The organism is Autumnicola aciditolerans, from assembly GCF_041679265.1.
In the GTDB taxonomy this organism is placed as follows: Bacteria; Bacteroidota; Bacteroidia; order Flavobacteriales; family Flavobacteriaceae; genus Autumnicola.
Genome location: NZ_JBGFSM010000006.1, coordinates 92360 through 113541 on the forward strand (window position 1 = coordinate 92360; position 21182 = coordinate 113541).

18 protein-coding genes and 2 tRNA genes are annotated in these 21182 nt (G+C 40.1%); 10 read left to right on the forward strand and 10 right to left on the reverse strand.

Features of this window, described 5'->3' with window-relative positions; genetic code table 11:
- Positions 1–34 precede the first annotated feature (34 nt).
- From AB8M93_RS07900 to AB8M93_RS07915, 4 genes are all read right to left on the reverse strand, one after another.
- Positions 35–541, reverse strand: coding sequence for a DUF6702 family protein (locus AB8M93_RS07900; RefSeq protein ID WP_373057034.1), 507 nt, complete (start codon positions 539–541; stop codon positions 35–37).
- 29 nt (positions 542–570) lie between these two features.
- Positions 571–1290 carry a peptidase associated/transthyretin-like domain-containing protein gene (locus tag AB8M93_RS07905; RefSeq protein WP_373057035.1) on the reverse strand — a complete coding sequence of 240 codons (720 nt, stop codon included), beginning with the start codon at positions 1288–1290 and terminating at the stop codon, positions 571–573.
- Between the two features lie 97 nt (positions 1291–1387).
- Positions 1388–2173, reverse strand: coding sequence for a peptidase associated/transthyretin-like domain-containing protein (locus AB8M93_RS07910; protein WP_373057036.1), 786 nt, complete (start codon positions 2171–2173; stop codon positions 1388–1390).
- 29 nt (positions 2174–2202) lie between these two features.
- Positions 2203–2994, reverse strand: coding sequence for a hypothetical protein (locus AB8M93_RS07915; RefSeq protein WP_373057037.1), 792 nt, complete (start codon positions 2992–2994; stop codon positions 2203–2205).
- Positions 2995–3166: 172 nt separating this feature from the next.
- On the opposite strand from AB8M93_RS07915, the gene pepE reads away from it, so the two are divergent.
- The gene (gene pepE, locus AB8M93_RS07920) at positions 3167–3874 is read left to right on the forward strand and encodes a dipeptidase PepE (protein ID WP_373057038.1); all 708 of its coding nucleotides are present in this window, start codon (positions 3167–3169) and stop codon (positions 3872–3874) included.
- A 2-nt stretch (positions 3875–3876) separates the two neighbouring features.
- Positions 3877–4791, forward strand: coding sequence for a glutaminase (locus AB8M93_RS07925; protein ID WP_373057039.1), 915 nt, complete (start codon positions 3877–3879; stop codon positions 4789–4791).
- An 83-nt stretch (positions 4792–4874) separates the two neighbouring features.
- Here AB8M93_RS07925 and rpsT read toward each other — a convergent pair whose 3' ends face one another.
- The 4 genes from rpsT to proS all read right to left on the reverse strand — a co-directional run bounded on the left by rpsT (position 4875) and on the right by proS (position 6921).
- Positions 4875–5123, reverse strand: coding sequence for a 30S ribosomal protein S20 (gene rpsT / locus AB8M93_RS07930; protein WP_373057040.1), 249 nt, complete (start codon positions 5121–5123; stop codon positions 4875–4877).
- A gap of 31 nt (positions 5124–5154) precedes the next feature.
- Positions 5155–5226 (reverse strand) — tRNA-Glu (locus AB8M93_RS07935).
- A gap of 68 nt (positions 5227–5294) precedes the next feature.
- Positions 5295–5366, reverse strand: a tRNA-Glu gene (locus AB8M93_RS07940).
- A gap of 76 nt (positions 5367–5442) precedes the next feature.
- A complete protein-coding gene (gene proS, locus AB8M93_RS07945; protein ID WP_373057041.1) occupies positions 5443–6921 on the reverse strand; it encodes a proline--tRNA ligase in 1479 nt (492 codons plus the stop codon).
- 110 nt (positions 6922–7031) lie between these two features.
- Between proS and AB8M93_RS07950 the strand changes: the two genes are divergently transcribed.
- Positions 7032–8165, forward strand: a complete 1134-nt coding sequence (locus AB8M93_RS07950) for a hypothetical protein (protein ID WP_373057042.1) — start codon at positions 7032–7034, stop codon at positions 8163–8165.
- Positions 8166–8270: 105 nt separating this feature from the next.
- Complete coding sequence (locus tag AB8M93_RS07955; RefSeq protein ID WP_373057043.1) at positions 8271–9779, forward strand: OmpP1/FadL family transporter; 1509 nt, start codon at positions 8271–8273, stop codon at positions 9777–9779.
- Positions 9780–10045: 266 nt separating this feature from the next.
- Here AB8M93_RS07955 and AB8M93_RS07960 read toward each other — a convergent pair whose 3' ends face one another.
- Positions 10046–11893 (reverse strand): T9SS type B sorting domain-containing protein, encoded by a 1848-nt coding sequence (locus AB8M93_RS07960; RefSeq protein WP_373057044.1) that lies wholly within the window; start codon positions 11891–11893, stop codon positions 10046–10048.
- Between the two features lie 144 nt (positions 11894–12037).
- Here AB8M93_RS07960 and folE point away from each other — a divergent pair, with 144 nt between their 5' ends.
- The 6 genes from folE to AB8M93_RS07990 all read left to right on the forward strand — a co-directional run bounded on the left by folE (position 12038) and on the right by AB8M93_RS07990 (position 17872).
- Positions 12038–12715 (forward strand): GTP cyclohydrolase I FolE, encoded by a 678-nt coding sequence (gene folE, locus AB8M93_RS07965; RefSeq protein WP_373057045.1) that lies wholly within the window; start codon positions 12038–12040, stop codon positions 12713–12715.
- Between the two features lie 36 nt (positions 12716–12751).
- Positions 12752–14236: a cysteine--tRNA ligase gene (cysS, locus tag AB8M93_RS07970; RefSeq protein ID WP_373057046.1), complete on the forward strand. Its 1485-nt coding sequence runs from the start codon at positions 12752–12754 to the stop codon at positions 14234–14236.
- A gap of 18 nt (positions 14237–14254) precedes the next feature.
- Complete coding sequence (gene yidD / locus AB8M93_RS07975; RefSeq protein WP_373057047.1) at positions 14255–14497, forward strand: membrane protein insertion efficiency factor YidD; 243 nt, start codon at positions 14255–14257, stop codon at positions 14495–14497.
- Between the two features lie 57 nt (positions 14498–14554).
- Positions 14555–15382 (forward strand): prolipoprotein diacylglyceryl transferase, encoded by an 828-nt coding sequence (gene lgt, locus AB8M93_RS07980; protein WP_373057048.1) that lies wholly within the window; start codon positions 14555–14557, stop codon positions 15380–15382.
- Positions 15379–15879 carry a DUF192 domain-containing protein gene (locus AB8M93_RS07985; RefSeq protein WP_373057049.1) on the forward strand — a complete coding sequence of 167 codons (501 nt, stop codon included), beginning with the start codon at positions 15379–15381 and terminating at the stop codon, positions 15877–15879. The genes lgt and AB8M93_RS07985 overlap by 4 nt, the downstream gene beginning before the upstream one ends.
- 640 nt (positions 15880–16519) lie before the next feature.
- Positions 16520–17872 carry a hypothetical protein gene (locus AB8M93_RS07990; RefSeq protein ID WP_373057050.1) on the forward strand — a complete coding sequence of 451 codons (1353 nt, stop codon included), beginning with the start codon at positions 16520–16522 and terminating at the stop codon, positions 17870–17872.
- A 197-nt stretch (positions 17873–18069) separates the two neighbouring features.
- On the opposite strand, the gene secDF is transcribed toward AB8M93_RS07990, so the two are convergent.
- The gene (secDF, locus tag AB8M93_RS07995; protein WP_373057051.1) at positions 18070–21078 is read right to left on the reverse strand and encodes a protein translocase subunit SecDF; all 3009 of its coding nucleotides are present in this window, start codon (positions 21076–21078) and stop codon (positions 18070–18072) included.
- Between the last annotated feature and the right edge of the window lie 104 nt (positions 21079–21182).

A 21182-nucleotide genomic window follows, 5' to 3' on the forward strand; every position in this document is an offset into this window, starting at 1 on the left:
TGCTAAAAGTAACCAATTTCCCTTTTTCAAAAAATTAATCATCAAAATTTATGGTGCCTTCTTCCCTGTCCCGTTCCAGCAGCAGGCTTTTTATCTCTTCTCCCACCTCTACATGTACTACATTTTTTTGTTCACTGTAGAGATCGGTTAATAGAGCATTGGTTACTTTAATTTGATGAAATGAAGGCACTCCTTCCACCTCTATATAAAGTAACAGCTGATCTTCTTCATATTCCTTTCCCAGGTAATGCAGTTTCAAATTTTTGCCGTCTACAGAGATCTGAAGTTTTTGTGAAATATATTTTGCTATGGTCTCCTTTACAGCGCCCTCTTCTTTCTCATGGGAAAGACTAATATGGCTGCCATATCTTTTATTCAAAACCTTTTGCATATCATCAATAAAAACCCTGCTAATAATTTGAAAGGTCTGGGATTCTTTTTGGTATGCTATTTCTGTAACGCTTACATAGAATTTATGTTTTTCAGCAGAAAAGGAAGACAGCGTCAAAAAGAAAAGAAGGAGGACGGTAATTTTCTTCATTTTAATTTTTGCTTAAATCTAATCAAACTTCAGTCCAAATCCTGAAGATCCAGGAATTCAGCAGCAGGTTTTCTCAAAAATTGCATAAATTCCAGTTCCATCCCCTCTTCAAGATAAGGCTTCAGGTTATAAGTTTCAGCACAATAATAAAGATAGTCCATGATCATGGATTCCTTTAAATTCAATTCTTCGAGATAATAAGAGGCGGGGGCGATGTTCCTCGCCTTTTCGACGAGGGCGTGCAGTTTTTCATTTTCCCTCAGCTTTTTCAGCATTTTAATATCTCCGTTCAGGTGGCCTAATAACAAATCTACAGGGCTACCTCCATAAACTGTCATTTTTCTTTCGCTAAGCGTTCTCTCCCTTACATTACGTCTTTTTATGCCATAATTGGGCACCTCATTCACCTTCATATCCCCTATATCCCCGGCAAGGTTTCCTGTAAGGGAAATATTGCTGATTTGTACCTCGTCCAGCTCTGTGACCCCTGCTAAAAGTTTCACTTCAAGATAAGCAGCCTCAAAAGTAAGTGGCGAAATAATCACTTGAAGTTTTTTAAATTGAATAGCGGAAAATTCAAGAGTATCACCCTTATGTACGCGGATAGAAAAATTGCCGGAAGGAGAATTTATGGTCCCGGTTTGTGTTGTTTTATTGATAATGTTGATGAAGCTATTGTCCAGGGAATCATTCAGGATTTTCCCCTCAAGTAAGATACTTTCCTGGGAATAACTTGAAAAGGAAAGCATAAATAAGAAGACAGAAATGACTTTTTTAAAGCTTTCAGGAGGGAATAGCTTACTTGTGAATGTGGTAAATAAACCGGGAAATTCCATCATTTATAATCTATTCTGAATGCTGTAAATTGAGGAATTCCACGGCATATTTTTGATAAAACTCTAGCAGGTCCAGCCTTTTTTCTTCTTCCAGCAGATACTTCAGCTGATGGTTTTCTGCACAATAATAAACAAAATTAACAATTTCATCTTCCGGAATTTTTAAATCTTCCACGAAAAAGTCTACAGGAAAGGCGTCCATACCCTGCTCCACTATGGACTGCAGTTTTTCATTTGCCACGATTTTTTTCAGCTTTTTGGTCCTGCCGGAAATAGCATTTAATAAGGGATCCAGACCAACGGCGCCACCACTTCCTGTAACCCCGGGATTCCATGAAGATGCCGAGTGCAGCCGCCGCTCTGCAGCAGTCATGGGTTGTTTGTTTAAATTTGGAATTCCAAAGCCGGAGACACTGTAAGTATCCATATTGCCAATATCGGCGCCCAATGCTCCGCTTAAGGTGATATTGCTTATTTTAACCTCATCCAGTTGGTTAACACCAGTAACCAGCTTTACTTCCAGATAACCAGACTGGTATATTAAAGGGCTTACCGGCACCTCGAGTTTTTCATATTGAATAGAAGAAAATACCAACGTATCCTTCTGCCTTACCTTAATTGTAAATTCCCCCGAAGAAGAATTAATTGTTCCTGTTTTAAGGCTTTTATTAATAATATTGATGAAGGAACCTTCCAGGGAATCATTTATTATTTTTCCCTTAAGCTGAATAGTTTCCTGGGAGAATGCTGAAAATGAGATAATAAAGAGGAAGGCTAAAAGTAAATTTTTCAGCATAAAAAGGTTCGATTAACAGGTTGTATTGGTTACCGGACGTACTCTTCATTTTGCTCAAAAAGGTATTGCATAAGCTCGAGCTTATTCCTTTTTTCAAGCATTTGCTGAGTAAAGCCATTATCAATAACGTAAAAAATAAAGTCGGTCGTATGTGCCTTGTCTATATTTAAGGAGTCCACAAAAAAACCTTCTCCTAATGCGTAAAAGATCTTATCTGCCAGTTCTTCGCGGGAAAGCTTAGGGGATTTTGTCTTCTTTTCTCCAAAAAGCCCAAAAACCGATTTAAAAATATTCACAACATTCAATCCCTGGAAATCACTCGCGGTCCTGTTTCCCATAGCGTCATTGCGTACATAATTTGCTTTATACCGCTGGGGCATACTGGCCAGGTTGCGCATTTCAATATTAGAAACCATATTCATACCATTATCCACGGTATGAATTCTATTCACATCTACTTCCACAATTCCGCTAAGATCAGAGAGCCTTACTTCCGGCAAATCATTTACTGCCCGGTTCAGGTTAACGGTCATGGTTCCTAACTTGATTAGATTTCCCGGCATTATAATGGTAAAGGCTTCAAACTGAACTGCAGAAAAGACAAGGCTATCTCCCGCTGCTGCCTTAATTTTAAAATCGCCCCGGGCGTTGGTTATGGTACCAAGCCCGGCACTTTTATTAAAAACAGTTATTCCTCCTGCATCATCTCCCGGCGGCACAAGGATACTTCCATTTATAAACTGCCTGTTTTCCTGGCTAAAGCTGTTAAAGCTAAAACCCAAAAGAATTAGAAAAATGAGTAAAGTAGAGCAGTTCTTCATTTTAAATCTAAATTGCAGATTAGCTTAAAAAAATAATTCATTTTTCAGCGAAATCTAAACCTTGATTTTTGTAAATTAAAGAAACGATTATCTTCTTTAAAAAGACTTCTGTAGTGCGGAAATTTTTGTTAAAACTCTAAATCGCTACTTTTACGCTTCAAAAAAACAGCATATGATGAATGCAATTTTAGCAAGCACCTCTACCTTACATGGGGAAGATTACCTGGAATATCTTATTCCCGTGCTGCAGGAACTTTACAAGGATGCTGCTGAAGTCATTTTTATTCCATTCGCGAGACCAGGCGGTATTACCTATGATGAATACACTGCGAAAGCAGCCAAAGCTTTTGAGAAAGCGGGGAAAAATTTAAAAGGAATTCATGAATTCTCAAGCCCGGAAGAAGCTTTGAAGAACACAGGCGGAATTTTTACAGGTGGCGGCAATACTTTCCTGCTGGTTTCTGAACTTTACAGAAATAATTTAATGCTGCCCCTAAGGGAGAGCATTTTACATGGAGCAGCTTACCTTGGCACCAGCGCAGGCACCAATATTGGAGGTCTTACTATGCAAACCACCAACGACATGCCAATAGTGTACCCTCCAAGTTTTAAAACATTAGGGATTATTCCCTTTAATATTAACCCCCATTATTTAGATCCTGATGTTAACTCCACCCATAAAGGAGAGACAAGAGAAACCAGGATAAAGGAATTTCACAGGCTAAATTCACCTCCGGTGGTTGGTTTGCGTGAAGGCAGCTGGCTGGAGGTCACCCATACTAAAATATCGTTAAATGGTAGCTTACCGGCACGCATTTTTGAAAAGGAAAAAGTACCTTACGAATTAGATAGCGGGAGCGATCTCTCTCATTTAAACTAACTATGGATTACCAGGACATTCTGGATACTATTAGCACGGAATTGAGCTACCGGGATACAAGCGGCAAAGTAGCCTCGTATATTCCCGAATTGGCCAAAGTAGACCCCAGAAAATTCGGGATGCACCTTTATTGCGGTGAAAACAGGCATTATGGGTTTGGGGATAGTGAAGAGAAATTTTCTATTCAAAGTATTTCTAAGGTGTTTACCTTATGTATGGCCATGAATATTATGGGCGAAGACCTCTGGGACCGCGTAGATGTGGAACCTTCGGGGAACCCTTTTAATTCCTTAACCCAGCTGGAACAGGAAAAAGGCATCCCACGAAACCCCTTTATCAATGCCGGGGCACTGGTAATCTCAGATATATTGTTGGACCACCTTGAAAATCCAAGAGAAGAATTGCTTGCTTTTGTACGTAAAATAACCTGCGATTCTGATATACACTATGATAAAACCGTAGCTTCTTCAGAAAAATCGACTGGATTTAGAAATATTGCGCTGGTAAATTATATGAAAGCGCTTGGCAATATTAAATGCGAAGTGGAGCCTATTGTAGATTTTTATTTTCACCAGTGCTCCCTCGCCATGTCCTGCGAACAATTGGCAAAGGCTTTTATGATTTTTGCGAATAAAGGCCGAATTCTGAAAACCGGAGAAGAAATAATGAGACCGGAAATTGTAAAGCGTATAAATGCTTTGATGCAGACCTGCGGATTTTATGATGAAGCAGGGGAGTTTAGTTTTGAAGTAGGGCTGCCGGGTAAAAGTGGTGTTGGCGGAGGTATTGTTGCCATACATCCGGAAAGGTATTCTGTGGCGGTATGGAGCCCTATCCTTAACGAAAAAGGGAATTCTGAATTAGGAATGAAAGCCCTGGAAAGATTAACCACACTTACAGGTGTATCTGTATTTTAACAAAAGGCTTCTTCAGCAATAAAAATAAAAATGCTTTCCGTGAGATCACAGAAAGCATTAATTATAAATTGAACACTTTAAAATTAAAGCGCTGCTACGTGCTTAGTCAACTTAGACTTAAGGTTAGAGGCTTTATTATCGTGAATGATATTTTTCTTTGCTAATTTGTCTACCATAGAAATCACAGAAGGCAACAAAGTTTCAGCTTCTTCCTTCCCGGCTTCCTTCAATTTTTTAATCGCGTTCCTGGCAGTTTTGTGCTGGTAGCGGTTCCTAAGACGCTTAGCCTCATTACTACGGATTCTCTTTAACGATGACTTGTGATTTGCCATTACAAATTCTTTTTAATTAAATTTTTAAAAGTAGTCCGTAGGGGAATCGAACCCCTGTTACCAGGATGAAAACCTGGCGTCCTAACCCCTAGACGAACGGACCATTAGATATTTCAAAATTCAAGCCTTTAACCAGACTTTACAAGAAGTGCCTTCTATCTGCACTTTTTGTAGTCCGTAGGGGAATCGAACCCCTGTTACCAGGATGAAAACCTGGCGTCCTAACCCCTAGACGAACGGACCGTTTTTTGTTTAATTGCGGATGCAAAAATACAACTATTTTTGAATGCTGCAAATGTCCAACAAAAAAAATTAGAATTTAATAAGCCTTCGCGAAAAGTACCCGCTGCGAAGAAGCTTTTCCGGTAAGCACACACTCCCCTTCTTCTTTATCCTGATTAAAAGGAATACAACGAATAGTAGCTTTGGTCAGGTCTTTTATCTTATTCTCGGTCTCAGAAGTGCCATCCCAGTGCGCTGAAATAAAACCTCCTTTTTCCTTCAACACTTTTTTAAATTCGTCAAAAGAATTTACTTTGGTAATATGGCTGTCCCGGTATTCTTTTGCTTTCCTATATAAGGCTTCCTGGATTTCCTCCATTAGCACACTTACCTTTTCTACCACTTCTTTTTGCTCCACAAACTCTTTGGTTAACGTATCTCTCCTGGCAAGTTCTACAGTTCCTTTTTCAAGGTCTTTAGGACCAATGGCCAGGCGCACAGGAACACCCTGAAGTTCATATTGGGCAAATTTCCAGCCTGGTTTTTGTGTATCTCGATCATCATATTTTACCGATATTCCCTGGGCTCTTAAATTGGCAGCCATTTTATTGGCAACTTCGGAAATTTGCTCCAGTTGCTCATCTCCTTTATATATAGGTACAATAACCACCTGGATTGGGGCAAGTTTAGGAGGCAAAACAAGACCGTTATCATCACTATGGGTCATAATAAGAGCACCCATTAACCTGGTAGAGACCCCCCAGGAAGTTGCCCATACATGCTCAAGGTTTCCTTCTTTTGAGGCAAATTTCACATCAAATGCCCTGGCAAAATTCTGTCCGAGAAAATGAGAAGTTCCAGCCTGAAGCGCTTTGCCATCCTGCATCAGAGCTTCTATACAATAGGTTTCTTCAGCCCCCGCAAAACGCTCATTTTCGGTTTTGCTTCCTTTTACCACCGGTATAGCCATAAACTCTTCAGCAAAAGTAGCATAGATATCGTTCATCTGCATGGCTTCATCTAAAGCCTCTTGTTTGGTGGCATGAGCAGTATGGCCTTCCTGCCACAAAAATTCTGCTGTGCGTAAAAAGAGTCGCGTCCTCATTTCCCAACGCACCACATTGGCCCACTGGTTTATAAGAATTGGCAAATCCCGGTAAGATTGCACCCAGTTTTTATAGGTATTCCAGATTATTGCTTCAGAAGTGGGCCTTACCACCAGTTCTTCTTCCAGTTTGGCTTCGGGATCTACCATTAATTTTCCCGGATCGTCCGGATTATTCTTTAAACGATAATGGGTTACTACGGCACATTCCTTAGCAAAACCTTCAGCATTTTTTTCTTCGGCTTCAAATAAATTCTTAGGAACAAATAACGGAAAATAGGCATTTTGATGGCCTGTTTCCTTGAACATCCTGTCTAATTCCGCCTGCATTTTTTCCCAGATCGCATAGCCGTAAGGTTTTATAACCATACATCCACGAACAGCAGAATTTTCAGCTAAATCTGCTTTTACTACCAGTTCATTATACCATTTTGAATAATCTTCTGTTCTCGTGGTTAGTTTCTTCCCCATTTCAAATTATTTGGCATAAAACTTGTGAATTAGTTAACACAGGTTAAATACTCTGTTAGTTAGCGCAAAACTAACTATTTTTGTAATGTTCAACAATAAAATACAAGCTAATGATACGCAATTCCAACATATTCCAAAAGATCCCATTTTTCATGGCTCCTGTATTTTTGCTATTGTTAGCATCCTGCGGTTCTTATGAGTACTCCGGTTATGGCAGTGACGGAATTTACGGCGACGCAAATTCTGAAAATCCTTATAACAGGAGAACAAATAACCGCCTGGAACAATATGCAAAAAAGGACAAGACTGACAATAACAGTACCTATTATAAAAATCTTTTTGCTGAAAAATCACAGATGTACCAGGATGCTCTGGATGGAGCCATTTTTACAGATGTGGAAAGCTATTCCTCCTCAGAAGGCCAGGAAGGAGAATATTATGATGACTCTGTTGTTTACAGCGGAGGCTATGCTCCATGGGGAGAAGATCCTGACCAGTACACTATAAATATATACAACAATGGCTTTTATGGTTATGGATATTATAATCCATACCGTTGGGGCTATGGCTATCCTTATTATGGCTATGGTTACGGATATGGTAATTACTGGGGGTATGGATACCCTTATTATGCAAATTACTGGGGTCCATCCTGGAGAATAGGATTTGGATCTCCTTACTGGGGTCCATCTTTTGCCTATAGCTATGGTTATGGTAGCTTCTTTAATCCCTATTTCTTTAATGGGTACGGATATTACCCAAACTATGGAGGGTATTACAGAAGCAGGTATAACAGGAGCGATGTTGCATATAGTGCAGGCAGAAGAAATGCATCATCATCGTATTCTGCGAGAAGTAACCGAAATTATTCCAATGCCAGCAGCGGCAGAAATTCTTCTTACTCCAGGAGTATAAGGGAAATAAGAAGTAATAGAACCGCTGATGCAGATTACAGGAATTCCAGAAGCAGGTCTGTAAGATCTTCAGACAATTCTAATGTCTATAGCAGGAGCACCCGGCGTTCTGCAACAATTAATGAAAACAGAGGGAGCATTAGGAGTAATTCTTCTTATGAGCCTAGAGTAAGAAGCAGCTCAAGCAGAAGCTCCAGCGTAAGATCCTCTTCTCCATCAAGAAGCAGTAGTGGAACCGTAAGAAGTTCCAGCAGTTCTTCAAGGAGCAGCAGCTCGGGAAGCCGTAGTTCCGGAGGTGGACGTTCATCTTCAAGAGGAGGCCGCGGATAACCTCCAGGCTTACTCCATGAAATTTTTAAAAAACTATAATCGACCTTACAGCCCAAACTGTAGGGTCTTTTACAGAAAATCTATCACTTTATTTAAAATTATGCTATGAAAAAGCTATTATTCATATTAAGTGCAGTTTTGTTGAGCGGCGTTGCGAGCTCTGCCCAAACCACGGCAGATGCGTACCGGTACTCTTCTGAAGAACTTAACGGTACGGCAAGATATCAGGCAATGAGCGGCGCCTTTGGAGCCTTGGGGGGAGACCTTTCTGCCCTGAATGTTAATCCCGCAGGTTCAGCGGTTTTTTTGAACAGTTTTGCCAGCTTTAGCTTGAGCAGAAGAAGTTCTGAAAACCAGGTAAATTACTTTAATGAATTTATCTCTAATGAAGATTCCAATTTTAATTTCTCCCAGGCAGGTGGTGTACTTGTATTTAGTGGAAACAGCGGAAGTAACTGGAGTAAATTTACGCTGGGAGTGAACTATACTGAAACCAATAATTTTGATGATAGTTTTGTAGCTAACGGGATTAATAGCAATTCTATAGACAATTATTTTCTTGGTTATGCTGAAGGAGTGCCTTTAGATCTTTTAGAAACCGTGGATGGAGAGACCAAGGACGATCTTTATGCTTATCTTGGGGAAAATTATGGCTACGGAGCGCAGCAGGCATTTCTGGGTTACCAGGGATATATCATTAATCCCGTAACTAATGATTTAGAGAATACTTCTTACACTTCGGCTATTGCCGGTAACAGTTTTAATCAGCGCTATTCGTTTGCCTCCACAGGGCTTAATGGAAAGTTATCTTTTAACTTTGCCACCCAATATCAGGATTTTCTTTACCTAGGGATTAACTTAAACAGTCATTTTCTTAATTATGACAGCTCCAGTGTTTTTACAGAGTCTAACACCAATGCCCAGAGCGAAACAGATTATGTAAATTTTCAAAACAGGCTTAGTACCACCGGAGATGGATTTTCTCTGCAGGTGGGTGCTATTGCAAAAATTGGTGACATGTTAAGACTTGGTGCTTCTTATGAATCGCCAACCTGGTATAATATTAAGGAAGAAGCTGCGCAGAGACTAGAGACCGATAACGCCACTGTGGGTACTTCAATAATTAATCCTGAAGTGGTAAATGTTTATCCTGATTATACGCTGCAGACGCCAGGAAAAATTACCGGTAGCGCAGCAGTTCTCTTTGGAGGAAGCGGATTAATTAGTTTTGACTATTCCTATAAAGATTATACCAGCATGGAATTTCGGCCTGCCAACGATGCGGATTTTGAAATTGAAAACCGCAACATTGAAAACAATTTTCGTGCAGCCTCATCTTACCGCGTGGGTGGAGAATACCGGATAAAAAATTTCAGCCTTCGTGCAGGTTACAGGTTTGAAGAAAGCCCATATGCAAATGAATCTACAGTAGGAGAACTTACCGGCTATTCAGGAGGTTTGGGATATAATTTCGGAACGGTAAAACTAGACCTGGCTTACACTCGTGCAGAATATTCTACCGCCACTCCTTTGTTTAATGTAGGATTAACTGATGCCCCGGCGATAGACAGGAATCTTTCAAATTTTGTGCTTTCCCTTAGCTTTGGCCTTTAATGTTATTTTCTATGAAAAAACATTGCTACCATTTAAAATAAATATCGCGGTTCTGGCTGGAAATCAAGTCTATAAAAAGTTAAACTGAAATTCTAATTTTATAGAAGGAAGCTTTAAAGTGTAACAAAACTTTCTCAAGTGATCCCTGAAGGTATTTTAGCCTTTCTAAATTGAAATAAAATCACTCAGAGGGAGCTGCAGAGCACCTGATGTATTCTGCAAAAAATTTAATAAATATTAAAGCGCCATTACCGGCGCTTTTGCTTTTATCTTATTAAACTAAAATGGCCACTATAGGTCCTTACCTGTCCGCTTACTTCATCCCTATAATTTATTTTGAACCAATAATCATCTGCCGGGACATTGCGGCCATTGATGGTGCCATCCCATCCCGGCCCGTCCGGTGAAATTTGCTTTAGCAGTTTTCCATACCTGTCAAATATATAAAGCCCCTGCACTTCTAAATTATCTGCAAAAACTAAATTCCAGGAATCATTATATCCATCAGCATTTGGCGTAAAGAAGCGCATATAACCCACCAGATCAAAACTTGAAGAGGAGGTTATCCCGCAGGTAGTAACATCCCTTACATTAATAACATGTGTGCCCGGTTGCACTTGTTCAAAAACATTGGCTGACTGCCAGTTGCCATTATCCAGCTGGTATTGGTAAGTAGTCTCATTCCCAAATCCGGGAGTTGCTTCTGCTGTCACAACATACCCGCCGGTAAAATCGCTTCCATCAATTTGCACAAGCACTTCAGCCGGCGGGGAATAGTATTCCAGATTCGTCCGGTAAGTTCGCATACAACCTGTGGCAGTATTGGTGAGCACCAGACTAATTTCCGGAGATGCGGGAATAGAATTAAGGCTTAAAACAGGATTTGTAGAAATTAAATTGCTCCCTTCAAACCATTCATAAGCATATTGATTCCCAAGGTTTGATCCAATTTGAATATTATTTATAAGGTTTCCCTGTGCGGTGGTACATGCACCAGTTACCTCCTCCAGTCCGGGATCGTTAAACGTGCTGGTAATAATTTCAAAAGATACTATTTCAGATTCACAACCGCTTTGCTGCCCTACAATTTTCGCAAAAACTTCTGCATTTCCTTCCCACTGATATGCCTGCGGATTTGCTATTGCACTTCCATCCTCGGCGGCCTCTTCAGATTCAAAATATAATACCCTATAATTTTCACGAGGAGAATTTCCGGCTATAACAGCAGCAGAGGCCTGGGTAAGGTCTACAATTCCTTCAGCAGTAGCACAGGCTACAAAATTTTGAGGTAAAGAAGCCACAGGTTCCTCAAAAAAAGAAACATTTACATCATCCTGATCTGTACTTCCATCCCGTGCATCTGTAACCACCACCTGATAATTTCCATTTGAACTTACTTCAAGAGTAGGATCGGTTTCCCCGGGAATAAGGTTGTAATTCCCGGTATTTTCATCATAAACATACCACTCATAATCTGTAGCATCTTCAGTAGTGCCGTCTAAAATAATGCTGTTTTGGCCACAAACCACCCGGTCCTCTCCCAGGGTGCTCTGCAGGATACTACAGTCGGTAGCGCCAGATCCCGGCTGGCTGCTATTGGTTTGCTGAAGGCTTATATAGCCCTGGGACCTGGAAAAATTGGTAATAAGCACTACATAAATATCCCCTGCCTGGGCATTGCTGATAGTAAGGCTTTCCCTTGCTGCTTCAGAATAACTGCAAGACACTATATTTCTGGCGCTTAAAGCGCTGTTAGAACAATAATCGTCTTCTTTATCAAAGGGCCCCCAGGCGATAAAATCTACATCTAACAGCGCACCGGTTCCATCCTGGTTCTGAAACTGAGAAATGGTAAAGCGTAGATTTCCAGAGTTTTCTATCTGTAAGTAAAACCAGGCGGGATAGGGTTGAGTTAATAAACAGCCATAATCTGGGCCAAACTGGCCATTTACCACTCCTCCATTAAAAGGGTTAGAATTTTGAAAAACCAGTTCCTCATCCCCCGCACAAAAGGGTTCAATGCTTTCGCATTGGCCACCCTGGGCATACAGATTTTCTCCTTTCCAACCCCATATTAAAAAGAATATAATGAATATAAAAAATCCCCGTTTCATCAAAAATGACTCTTGCTCGCAAATTAAAGAATTAAATCCTAATAGTATTTCCAATGCTTTCAAATTCGCAGCCTTAAAAAAGCTGATAAATATGTATCTTTGCAAGCTAAACTATCGGTTTACGACTATTATTGTAAAAAGTAGATGAAAATAGACAAGATTTTGGATGAAATAGATGAACTGGGAGAGGCGCATGCAAGTAGTAGCGCAGAAACTCCACTTCGTGAGGATGCCTTTGAAAAAACAGATCTGGAGAAGATCGAACTTATAAAAGAGGATGTAAATCACATTATGCAAACCCTTGGCCTGGATTTAACTGATGACAGCCTTAAGGGCACCCCCCAAAGAGTAGCGAAGATGTTCGTAAATGAAATCTTCTCGGGGCTGGACCCCAAAAGAAAACCTAAAGCCTCCACCTTTGCGAATAAGTACAAGTACGGAGAAATGCTCGTGGAAAAAAATATTACTGTATATTCCACTTGCGAACATCATTTATTGCCCATTGTTGGCAAGGCTCATGTAGCCTATATTTCTAATGGGACTGTGGTTGGTTTATCTAAAATGAACAGAATCGTAGATTATTATGCAAAACGCCCACAGGTTCAGGAACGCCTTACCATGCAGATTGTCCAGGAGTTACAAAAGGTCTTAAAAACAGATGATGTTGCCTGCGTAATAGATGCCAAACACCTGTGTGTGAACAGTAGGGGAATCCGGGACATAGAAAGCAGTACGGTAACCAGCGAATTTGGCGGGGCCTTTTCCCAAAAAGAAGTAAAGAGAGAATTTCTGGACTATATCAAACTAGATACACTCTTTTAAAAAAGCTTATTCACATTATAAAATTTCCACGCATTTATGGCGCTTTACCAGGAACAAAGCTTAAAGATTTATAATTCAATGACCGGAGAAAAGGAAACTTTCACTCCTATTAATGAAGGCAATGTAGGCATGTATGTTTGCGGTCCAACCGTTTATAGCAATGTACACCTGGGGAACTGCCGTACATTTATTTCCTTTGATCTTGTCTTAAGGTACCTGAAACATTTGGGCTATAAAGTTCGCTATGTTCGCAATATTACCGACGCCGGACATTTGGAGAATGACGCCGAAACCGGGGAAGACCGTATTGCTAAAAAAGCACGTTTAGAGCAAATAGAGCCTATGGAAGTGGTGCAGCGATACACTATAGATTTTCATAATATCCTTGAAAAATTTAACAACCTGCCGCCAAGTATAGAACCCACCGCTACAGGGCATATTGTGGAACAGATTGAAATAATTAAAACCATAATTGATAAAGGTTTTGCCTACGAGGCCAATGGTTCAGTATATTTTGATGTTCTTAAATTTAATAAAGAGCATAGCTATGGAAGGCTTAGCGGGAGATCTCTTGAAGACATGATTGCCAACACGCGTGAGCTTGCCGCACAAAGCGATAAAAAGAACCCTCAGGATTTTGCACTTTGGAAGAAAGCTGAACCACAACACATTATGCGTTGGCCATCACCCTGGAGCGACGGATTTCCCGGCTGGCACCTGGAATGCACCGTAATGAGTACTAAATATTTAGGCGAAGAATTTGACATTCATGGGGGCGGGATGGATCTAAAATTTCCACATCATGAATGTGAAATCGCCCAGGGAGAAGCCGCTACTGGCGTAAACCCGGTAAATTACTGGATGCATGCCAATATGCTTACCTTAAACGGAAAAAAAATGGCAAAAAGCACCGGCAATAATATTCTTCCGAATGAAATCTTTAGCGGGAACAATGATATTTTGAACAAAGCTTTCTCCCCAAATGTGACCCGGTTTTTTATTCTGCAAGCGCATTACAGGAGTATTCTGGACTTTTCTAATGAAGCGCTTTCTGCCAGCGAAAAAGGTTTTAACCGCCTAATGGAAGCTTATGATACCATTGAAAAACTTCCTGTAAGTAATGCTTCTTCCTTTTCTTTTGAAGAGTGGAGGCAGTCTTGCTATGAGGCCATGAATGATGATTTTAACAGTCCTATTCTAATTGCAAAATTATTTGATGCGGTAAGAACGATCAACAATATTAGGGAAGGAAACCAAAACATTAGCGAGGAAGATAAGTCAAAGCTAAAACAAAGCATGGCTGAATTCCTATTTGATGTTTTAGGCTTAAAAGAGGGAGAGAAAAAAAACAATGAGTCTGGTGAAAAACTTTCCGGAATAGTAGAACTCCTGATTAAATTAAGAGCTGAAGCAAGAGCTAACAAAGATTTTGCCACCAGCGACAAAATACGGGACCAGTTACAGGAAATGGGCATTCAGCTTAAAGACGGAAAAGACGGCACAACCTTTTCCTTAAATTAAATATAAAGGATATGACCAATGATCAATAAAATACTGGCATATCCTTTTATTTTACTGGTAAAATTTTACCAGCATTTCCTCTCGCCGCTCACCCCCGCCACCTGCCGCTTTTCCCCTACCTGTTCCCAATATACCCTTACCGCCCTGCATCGCTTTGGATTTTTTAGAGGGGGCTGGCTAAGCATTAAAAGAATTTTAAGCTGCAATCCCTGGGGAGGCTCAGGATACGATCCCGTACCCTCAAAAACTGAAGAGAATTAAGGTGGTAGAAACGATCAAATATGTATCTTTACCCATCCAATCTTTAAAGTACCTCAAATGTTATTGAATGCCATACACTGGAATCCTTCAGAAGGCTTTGATCTGGGATTTTTTACCCTTCACTATTACAGTTTAATGTTTCTTATTGCTTTTGGCCTTGGATGGTATATCATGAAAAGCATTTATGTAAGAGAAGGTATAGAAATTGAAAAACTGGATTCTCTTTTTATTTATACAGTACTGGCAACTTTAATTGGAGCCCGCCTGGGCCATGTGATTTTCTACGACTGGGAGTATTTTCAACACCACCTGCTGGAGATTTTCCTGCCCGTAAGATTTGAACCCGAATTCCAGTTTACAGGATTCAGAGGTCTTGCGAGCCATGGTGCTGCAATAGGAATTATTACCGCAATGTTCCTTTATAAAAAAAGGGTTTTAGACAAGCCGGTCCTATGGATTTTGGACCGGGTGGTTATTCCGGTGGCCTGCGGCGGAATTTTCGTTAGGATTGGAAACTTTATGAATTCTGAAATAATTGGTAAGCCCACCCACAGCGACTATGGAGTTGTGTTTGAAAAGCTGGGAGAGTCTTTTCCCCGCCACCCTGCACAGCTGTATGAATCGGTATGTTATCTGGCCATATTTGGGTTTTTGTGGTATTTATACTGGAAAACAGAGAAACGCTTTAAGGTAGGTTATATATTTGGAATGTTCCTGGTACTGCTATGGACGGTACGGTTTTTTGTGGAATTTATTAAAGAGCCCCAAGTTGAAGAAAGAGGCACCTGGCTCCTAAATACCGGCCAATGGCTAAGTATTCCATTTATCCTGGCCGGCTTCTATTTTATGTATCGGCCAACCGGCCAACAAAGAAGAACAGCATGATAAGCAAAAATCACATCATATTCCTGATGCTCGCTGCAAGCATATTTGCTTCCTGCAAAAACAATTCTGATGATGTTAATCAGCAAATTGAAACAGATCCCGTGGAATTCACCAAAGAAGCGGAATTATACCTTATCAACGCCGAAGGAGACACCCTTAAAAAGCTGGATATAGAAATTGCCGATAATGACTATGAACGGGAAACCGGGCTTATGTACCGCACTGAAATGGAAGAAGACCAGGGAATGTTATTTGTTTATGATAATGCATCCATGCATTATTTCTATATGAAAAACACCTACATTCCGCTGGACCTTATTTTTTATGGTGCAGATAGCACCGCTGTAAGTTTTCAGCAAAATGCAGAACCAATGGACGAATCGTTACTACCTTCTGGTGAACCTGCACAATTTATTCTTGAAATTAATGCAGGGCTTGTTGAAGAATGGAATATTGAAATTGGCGATACCTTTTCTATGGAAAAAGCCGGGGAATAAAACTTCAACCCGCTTATTCAATTAAGCAATTTATCATTTTACCACTGCAGCTTTCCTGCAATTTTTCTTTAGTAAGAATCTGTTATAAACCTCATTAGCTCCTATCCAAGACGCTGCGATGGATGCTCACTTAATCTACCTCCTTAATAAATCCAAAAGAAAAGTTTTCACTCTATTTAAATCCAGCACAGGGTTTGGAGTATCCTTTAGCTATTCCAATAATAGCGCAACATACAAGCACCTGGGTCAAATATCATTTATAATTAACCTTGCCAGCACTTTTTATTTGTAAAGAGATCTTTACCATTTCACCTAGCTTCACACCTGCCTCATGATATATTTCGCGATTTCTCCTAAAAAGAGTGCGCTGTATTGATGTTTTGAAGGCAGTTACCAAATGTAGTTTTACAAAATCTATAGTAAGATTTTTCCCTTTACATGTAAGAAAAGATAAATAGTAAGCCTTTTATAAAACATCAAAATTAAATTTTGGAAACGTTTGATTAACCCTGGTATTAGATCTATTCCTCTTAAAAACAAATTTGGGGGGTTTTCCCTACTAATTTTCAAAGCAAAAAAATCTTAAAATTAGATTACAGAATTTAGAGGTTCAAAGTATTAACCATTCAATAGAATAGTCATGAAAAAATTTAAACACGTTATTGCCCTAGTGGCGATGTTACTTATGATCTTATCTTCCTGTAGCAGGGAAGATAGCAATGATTTGACCGCACCAGATAACAAAGCAAGTTTGTCTTTTTCCACTTTGCTTAATGATCTTATGAACAGTTCTAAACAACAAGCTGCAGACGATTTACCAGCCTGTAGTGATGATGCACCGGCATATGTACACGTAGTTCTGGAAGGAGAAGAGAATATTGGCTCACTTGGAAATCCTTTGCAAATTCCTGTAAACTCCACCCCTTCTGATGAAGATGGCGATGGCGATGGCGTAGCAGAATATTTTACGGAATATTCTGATGATTTGGAACTTAGCCCTGGAAACTATCAGCTTGTTTATTTTGTGGTTTATAATGAGGACAACGAGATTATCTGGGTGGCACCAACAGAAGGCGGAGAACTTGCGGGATATGTGGATGACGCACTGCCTATTGATATAAGTCTTGGTGCAGGAGTAAAAAAATATGTAGATGTTAATGTATTGTGTTATGATAACCGAATGGTAAACGAATATGGTTACTTGTTTTTTGATATAATTACCAATGAGGCGATAGAATTTTGCTTTTTCGCGAATTACTGTACAGACAATGGAAGACACTATACCGCAAATTACAGTGTAGACATCTGGCTAGGAACCGATAATACAGGTACCCCTCTTTATACAAACCTTACTCCTGCCACCGGAATAAACGAAGATGGCGATTACTATGCAGGGCCTGTATGTGCCATTCTTCCTTCTAATGATGATGAGGATGAAGAGTACATCTATTATGAATTGTCTTTATTGGACTGGGATGAAAATTACGGAGAAGTTACTCCAAGAATAGTTTCCGGCACTTTAAGCAGAAGCGATATTGAAGCCAATTTTGGGGAAGATGATACCATGGATTATGAGCATATACAATTTAACTGTATTCCAGACCAAGAAATTCCACCAGGACCAAGATGCCTTCCAGATCCAACAGGAGAATGTGAGCAATTTATATTTATTGAGGATGTTGATATTGCAGATTTCTCCGGTGGAAATCCTCAGTATCCCGTATTTTCTGAAGATGGAGACGCAGTAGGTACAATTACTTTTAATCTTGAAGTGAACGAAGAAGGCAGAGACCTGTTGAGCGCGAATGTACAACTAATTGCCGGTTGGACTGGAACCGCCGCCAGGATTACCCTTCCTGAATATTTAAATGCAGACGATGTTTGCGTAAGAAATATTAATTCTTCGAACTTTGAAGTGGTCTATCAGGCTGGAGCTATAAATTATCCCGTAGTGGTTAGGTTTGCAACTAATATTTGTCCCAGCGGATTGTAAAACCGCTTTATATAACGGGAACACTTATTAATTAAAGGGTCCAACCCCTAATTCCAAAAAAAATGAGGCTGTCTATGGAGACAGCCTCATTTTTATCTGAAAAACTATTTTTTCCCAATTATTACATCATCATATTCCTTCCCATTTATACCCAGGAATTCAATTTATAATTTAGGAATTAATGACCACAGGCCTACTTAAGCTGGGGTAGTTTGGGTCTCTTCTATTTTTTTCTTCTTCTCAATCTTAGACTTATCACTAACGCTGTCAAACATTATTGGAGTCGCGATAAAAATGGAAGAATAAGTACCAACAATCACCCCTACAATAAGCGCAAACATGAAGCCCCTTATGCTTTCCCCGCCAAAGATAAAGATGGCAAGCAGCACGATTAAAGTAGTAAGGGAGGTATTTAATGTACGGCTTAAGGTACTGTTAAGTGCACTGTTTACTGTTTTGCTTAAAGGCCAGCTGGAGTGCTCCTGTACATATTCCCTGATCCTGTCAAAAACCACCACGGTATCGTTAAGTGAATAACCAATTACCGTAAGAATTGCGGCGATAAAGGCCTGGTTAATTTCCATGCTGAATGGCATAATCTTGTAAAGCAGTGAAAATATTCCCAGCACGATTAATACGTCATGGAAGACTGCAACCACAGCACCTAAACTAAACTGCCATTTCCTGAACCTTAGCAGGATATAAAGGAATACTACTATTAATGAACCTAAAACCGCCCAAAAAGAAGCGTTCTTAATATCATCTGCAATAGTAGGCCCAACTTTCATAGATTCCATAATTCCCACTTCCTTCTGGTCTGATCCGTTTGCAAAATCATCGTAACTAATGTCTGCAGGAAGATAAGGCTGCAAAGCCTGGTAAAGCGTCTGTTGAATTTCTTCATCTACCTGGGCTCCTTCATCATTCACCCTGTAATTCGTGGTAATTTTTAACTGGTTATTCGGCCCAAAAGTTTTGGCTTCGGCATTTTCAAATACCGCTACCAGATCTCTTTCTACTTCAGTAGGAACCACATCATGATCAAATCTTACCGTATAGGTTCTACCTCCAACAAAATCAACACCCTGGTTAAGGCCCTGCACAAAAAGGGAACCAACACTTAGGATTATTAAAGTTCCGGAGATAATATAGGCCATTTTCCTTTTTCCGAGGAAATCTGTATTCATATTATTAAACAGTCGCTGCGTTGCTCCCGTTGAAAACTTAAGAGATTTGCCGTTTTTACCATATCCGTCAATAAACAACCTGGTCACAAAAATTGCCGTAAAAAGAGAGGTTGCAATACCTATAAGTAAAGTTGTGGCAAAGCCTTTAATTGGCCCCGTTCCAAGAATAAGTAATATAAATCCTGTAAGCCCGGTGGTTATATTGGCATCAAGGATAGAGGATAAGGCATTGCTAAAACCATCTTTAATAGCCTCAACCTGGGTTTTACCCTTTGCCAGTTCCTCCTTGATTCTTTCAAAAATAAGCACGTTGGCATCTACAGACATACCAATGGTCAATACAATACCGGCAATACCAGGTAAAGTTAGTACCGCGCCAAGCCCGGCAAGAATCCCAAAGATAAACAGGATGTTCACCACCAGGGCGACATCTGCAAACCATCCGGCTTTTCCATAGTAGAAAATCATCCAAAGCAGTACAAGCACAAGCGCAATAAGAAAGGAGTTTACACCACTGTTAATCGCTTCCTGACCTAAAGATGGTCCAACAATCTCACTTTGTATAATTTCTGCGGAAGCAGGTAATTTACCAGCTCTTAATACGTTGGCTAAATCCTGGCCTTCAGTAATTGAAAAATCACCTGTAATTTCACTTCTTCCACCTGAAATAGGTCCGGTGGAAACCCCTGGTGCAGAATACACAATATTATCCAGTACAATGGCAATATTGCTCTGCTGGCTGGAAGCCAGACCTGTCATTTCTTCCCATATTTTAGCTCCCCTTCCATCCATTTGCATAGAAACGGCTACTCTTCCCAGCTGGTCATAGGTTTGCTGGGCATCGGTAATCACACTTCCGCTCAACGGCGGTTCCATCCCTCTGTTTCCTTTAAGGGCATATAAACCAACGCTTCCAGATTCCTCATCCGGAACCCCCCAAACAAATTTAGCAAACCGCTGCTCGGTGGGAAGTAAAGAACGCACCTGTGGTTTGCTTAAATATTCATTCACCTTAGCAGTATCTGCAACAGCAAAAGTTGCCAGCACCGGGCTGCCCTGGTATCCGGGAGATTTTATCAATTCGAAAAGCGGATTATTACCTGCGGCAACATCTGTAGTATCTTCAGCATCAGCCAAAAGTTCGCTTAATTCTTCATCTTCAGCAGCAGTAGTATCGGTTTCAGTTTGAGCGGCCTGAGCCTGCTCTTCCTGAGTCCCAACAAGATCAGCTAAAACAGTATTGGCTTCATAAAGGAAATTTCCAAGTTCAGTATTCTTATAAACATGCCAGAATTCGAGTTGGGCGGTGCTCTGCAACAGGTTTTTAATCCTTGTTACGTCTTTGGCTCCCGGAAGCTCCACAAGAATTCTTCCTGAATTTCCAAGTCTCTGGATGTTGGGCTGGGTTACCCCGAACTTATCAATACGCTTTCTTAAAACTTCAAAAGCAGAAGTAATTGATTCATTTACCTTTTGCCTGATGATACCTTCTACCTCCTGGTTGGACATATCAGGATTAATCTCGTCACTTAATGCCTTATTAAAAAATACATCCGGAGATGCCAGTTTTGCATCGGGAATACTGTTGAATTCTTCAAAGAAAAGATCTATATAATCTTCCTGGCTATCTGCCTGGGCCTCGTCTGCCTGGGCAATGGCCTGGTTAAAAGCGGGATCGTTAGTATTATCTGCCAAACCTCTAAGGATGTCCCTAACAGAAATTTGAAGAATAACGTTGATCCCTCCTTTAAGGTCAAGCCCTTTATTTAATTCCTTATCCTTAGCTTCATTATAGGTAATTCCTGCAATTACTTCTTCATTTCCAATGGAATCCAGATACCTCTGCTCCATCATGTCCCTCACATCAGAGTAATCTTCTACATTTTCTCCAACTTCCTGAACAGCAAACTCTTCAGCTTCCTCCTCAACCTCTGCGGTAATGAAGGTAAATGACAGCTGATAAAGACATACTAATCCAAATAAAATTGCAAAAACTTTAATGAGTCCCTTGTTCTGCATTATTCTTTAAATTATAATTAAATAGGTCATTTTTAAAAACGGACAAATATAGGGTTTCAAAAATGAAATCCCAATATTTTTTTTTGAATATTTTAACTTTTTCG

Bases quoted from the DNA above. Each gene is read 5' to 3' on its own strand.
- AB8M93_RS07900 (WP_373057034.1), bottom strand. From the start codon at position 541: ATGAAGAAAATTACCGTCCTCCTTCTTTTCTTTTTGACGCTGTCTTCC.
- AB8M93_RS07905 (WP_373057035.1), bottom strand. From the start codon at position 1,290: ATGCTTTCCTTTTCAAGTTATTCCCAGGAAAGTATCTTACTTGAGGGG.
- AB8M93_RS07910 (WP_373057036.1), bottom strand. From the start codon at position 2,173: ATGCTGAAAAATTTACTTTTAGCCTTCCTCTTTATTATCTCATTTTCA.
- AB8M93_RS07915 (WP_373057037.1), bottom strand. From the start codon at position 2,994: ATGAAGAACTGCTCTACTTTACTCATTTTTCTAATTCTTTTGGGTTTT.
- pepE (WP_373057038.1), top strand. From the start codon at position 3,167: ATGATGAATGCAATTTTAGCAAGCACCTCTACCTTACATGGGGAAGAT.
- AB8M93_RS07925 (WP_373057039.1), top strand. From the start codon at position 3,877: ATGGATTACCAGGACATTCTGGATACTATTAGCACGGAATTGAGCTAC.
- rpsT (WP_373057040.1), bottom strand. From the start codon at position 5,123: ATGGCAAATCACAAGTCATCGTTAAAGAGAATCCGTAGTAATGAGGCT.
- proS (WP_373057041.1), bottom strand. From the start codon at position 6,921: ATGGGGAAGAAACTAACCACGAGAACAGAAGATTATTCAAAATGGTAT.
- AB8M93_RS07950 (WP_373057042.1), top strand. From the start codon at position 7,032: ATGATACGCAATTCCAACATATTCCAAAAGATCCCATTTTTCATGGCT.
- AB8M93_RS07955 (WP_373057043.1), top strand. From the start codon at position 8,271: ATGAAAAAGCTATTATTCATATTAAGTGCAGTTTTGTTGAGCGGCGTT.
- AB8M93_RS07960 (WP_373057044.1), bottom strand. From the start codon at position 11,893: ATGAAACGGGGATTTTTTATATTCATTATATTCTTTTTAATATGGGGT.
- folE (WP_373057045.1), top strand. From the start codon at position 12,038: ATGAAAATAGACAAGATTTTGGATGAAATAGATGAACTGGGAGAGGCG.
- cysS (WP_373057046.1), top strand. From the start codon at position 12,752: ATGGCGCTTTACCAGGAACAAAGCTTAAAGATTTATAATTCAATGACC.
- yidD (WP_373057047.1), top strand. From the start codon at position 14,255: ATGATCAATAAAATACTGGCATATCCTTTTATTTTACTGGTAAAATTT.
- lgt (WP_373057048.1), top strand. From the start codon at position 14,555: ATGTTATTGAATGCCATACACTGGAATCCTTCAGAAGGCTTTGATCTG.
- AB8M93_RS07985 (WP_373057049.1), top strand. From the start codon at position 15,379: ATGATAAGCAAAAATCACATCATATTCCTGATGCTCGCTGCAAGCATA.
- AB8M93_RS07990 (WP_373057050.1), top strand. From the start codon at position 16,520: ATGAAAAAATTTAAACACGTTATTGCCCTAGTGGCGATGTTACTTATG.
- secDF (WP_373057051.1), bottom strand. From the start codon at position 21,078: ATGCAGAACAAGGGACTCATTAAAGTTTTTGCAATTTTATTTGGATTA.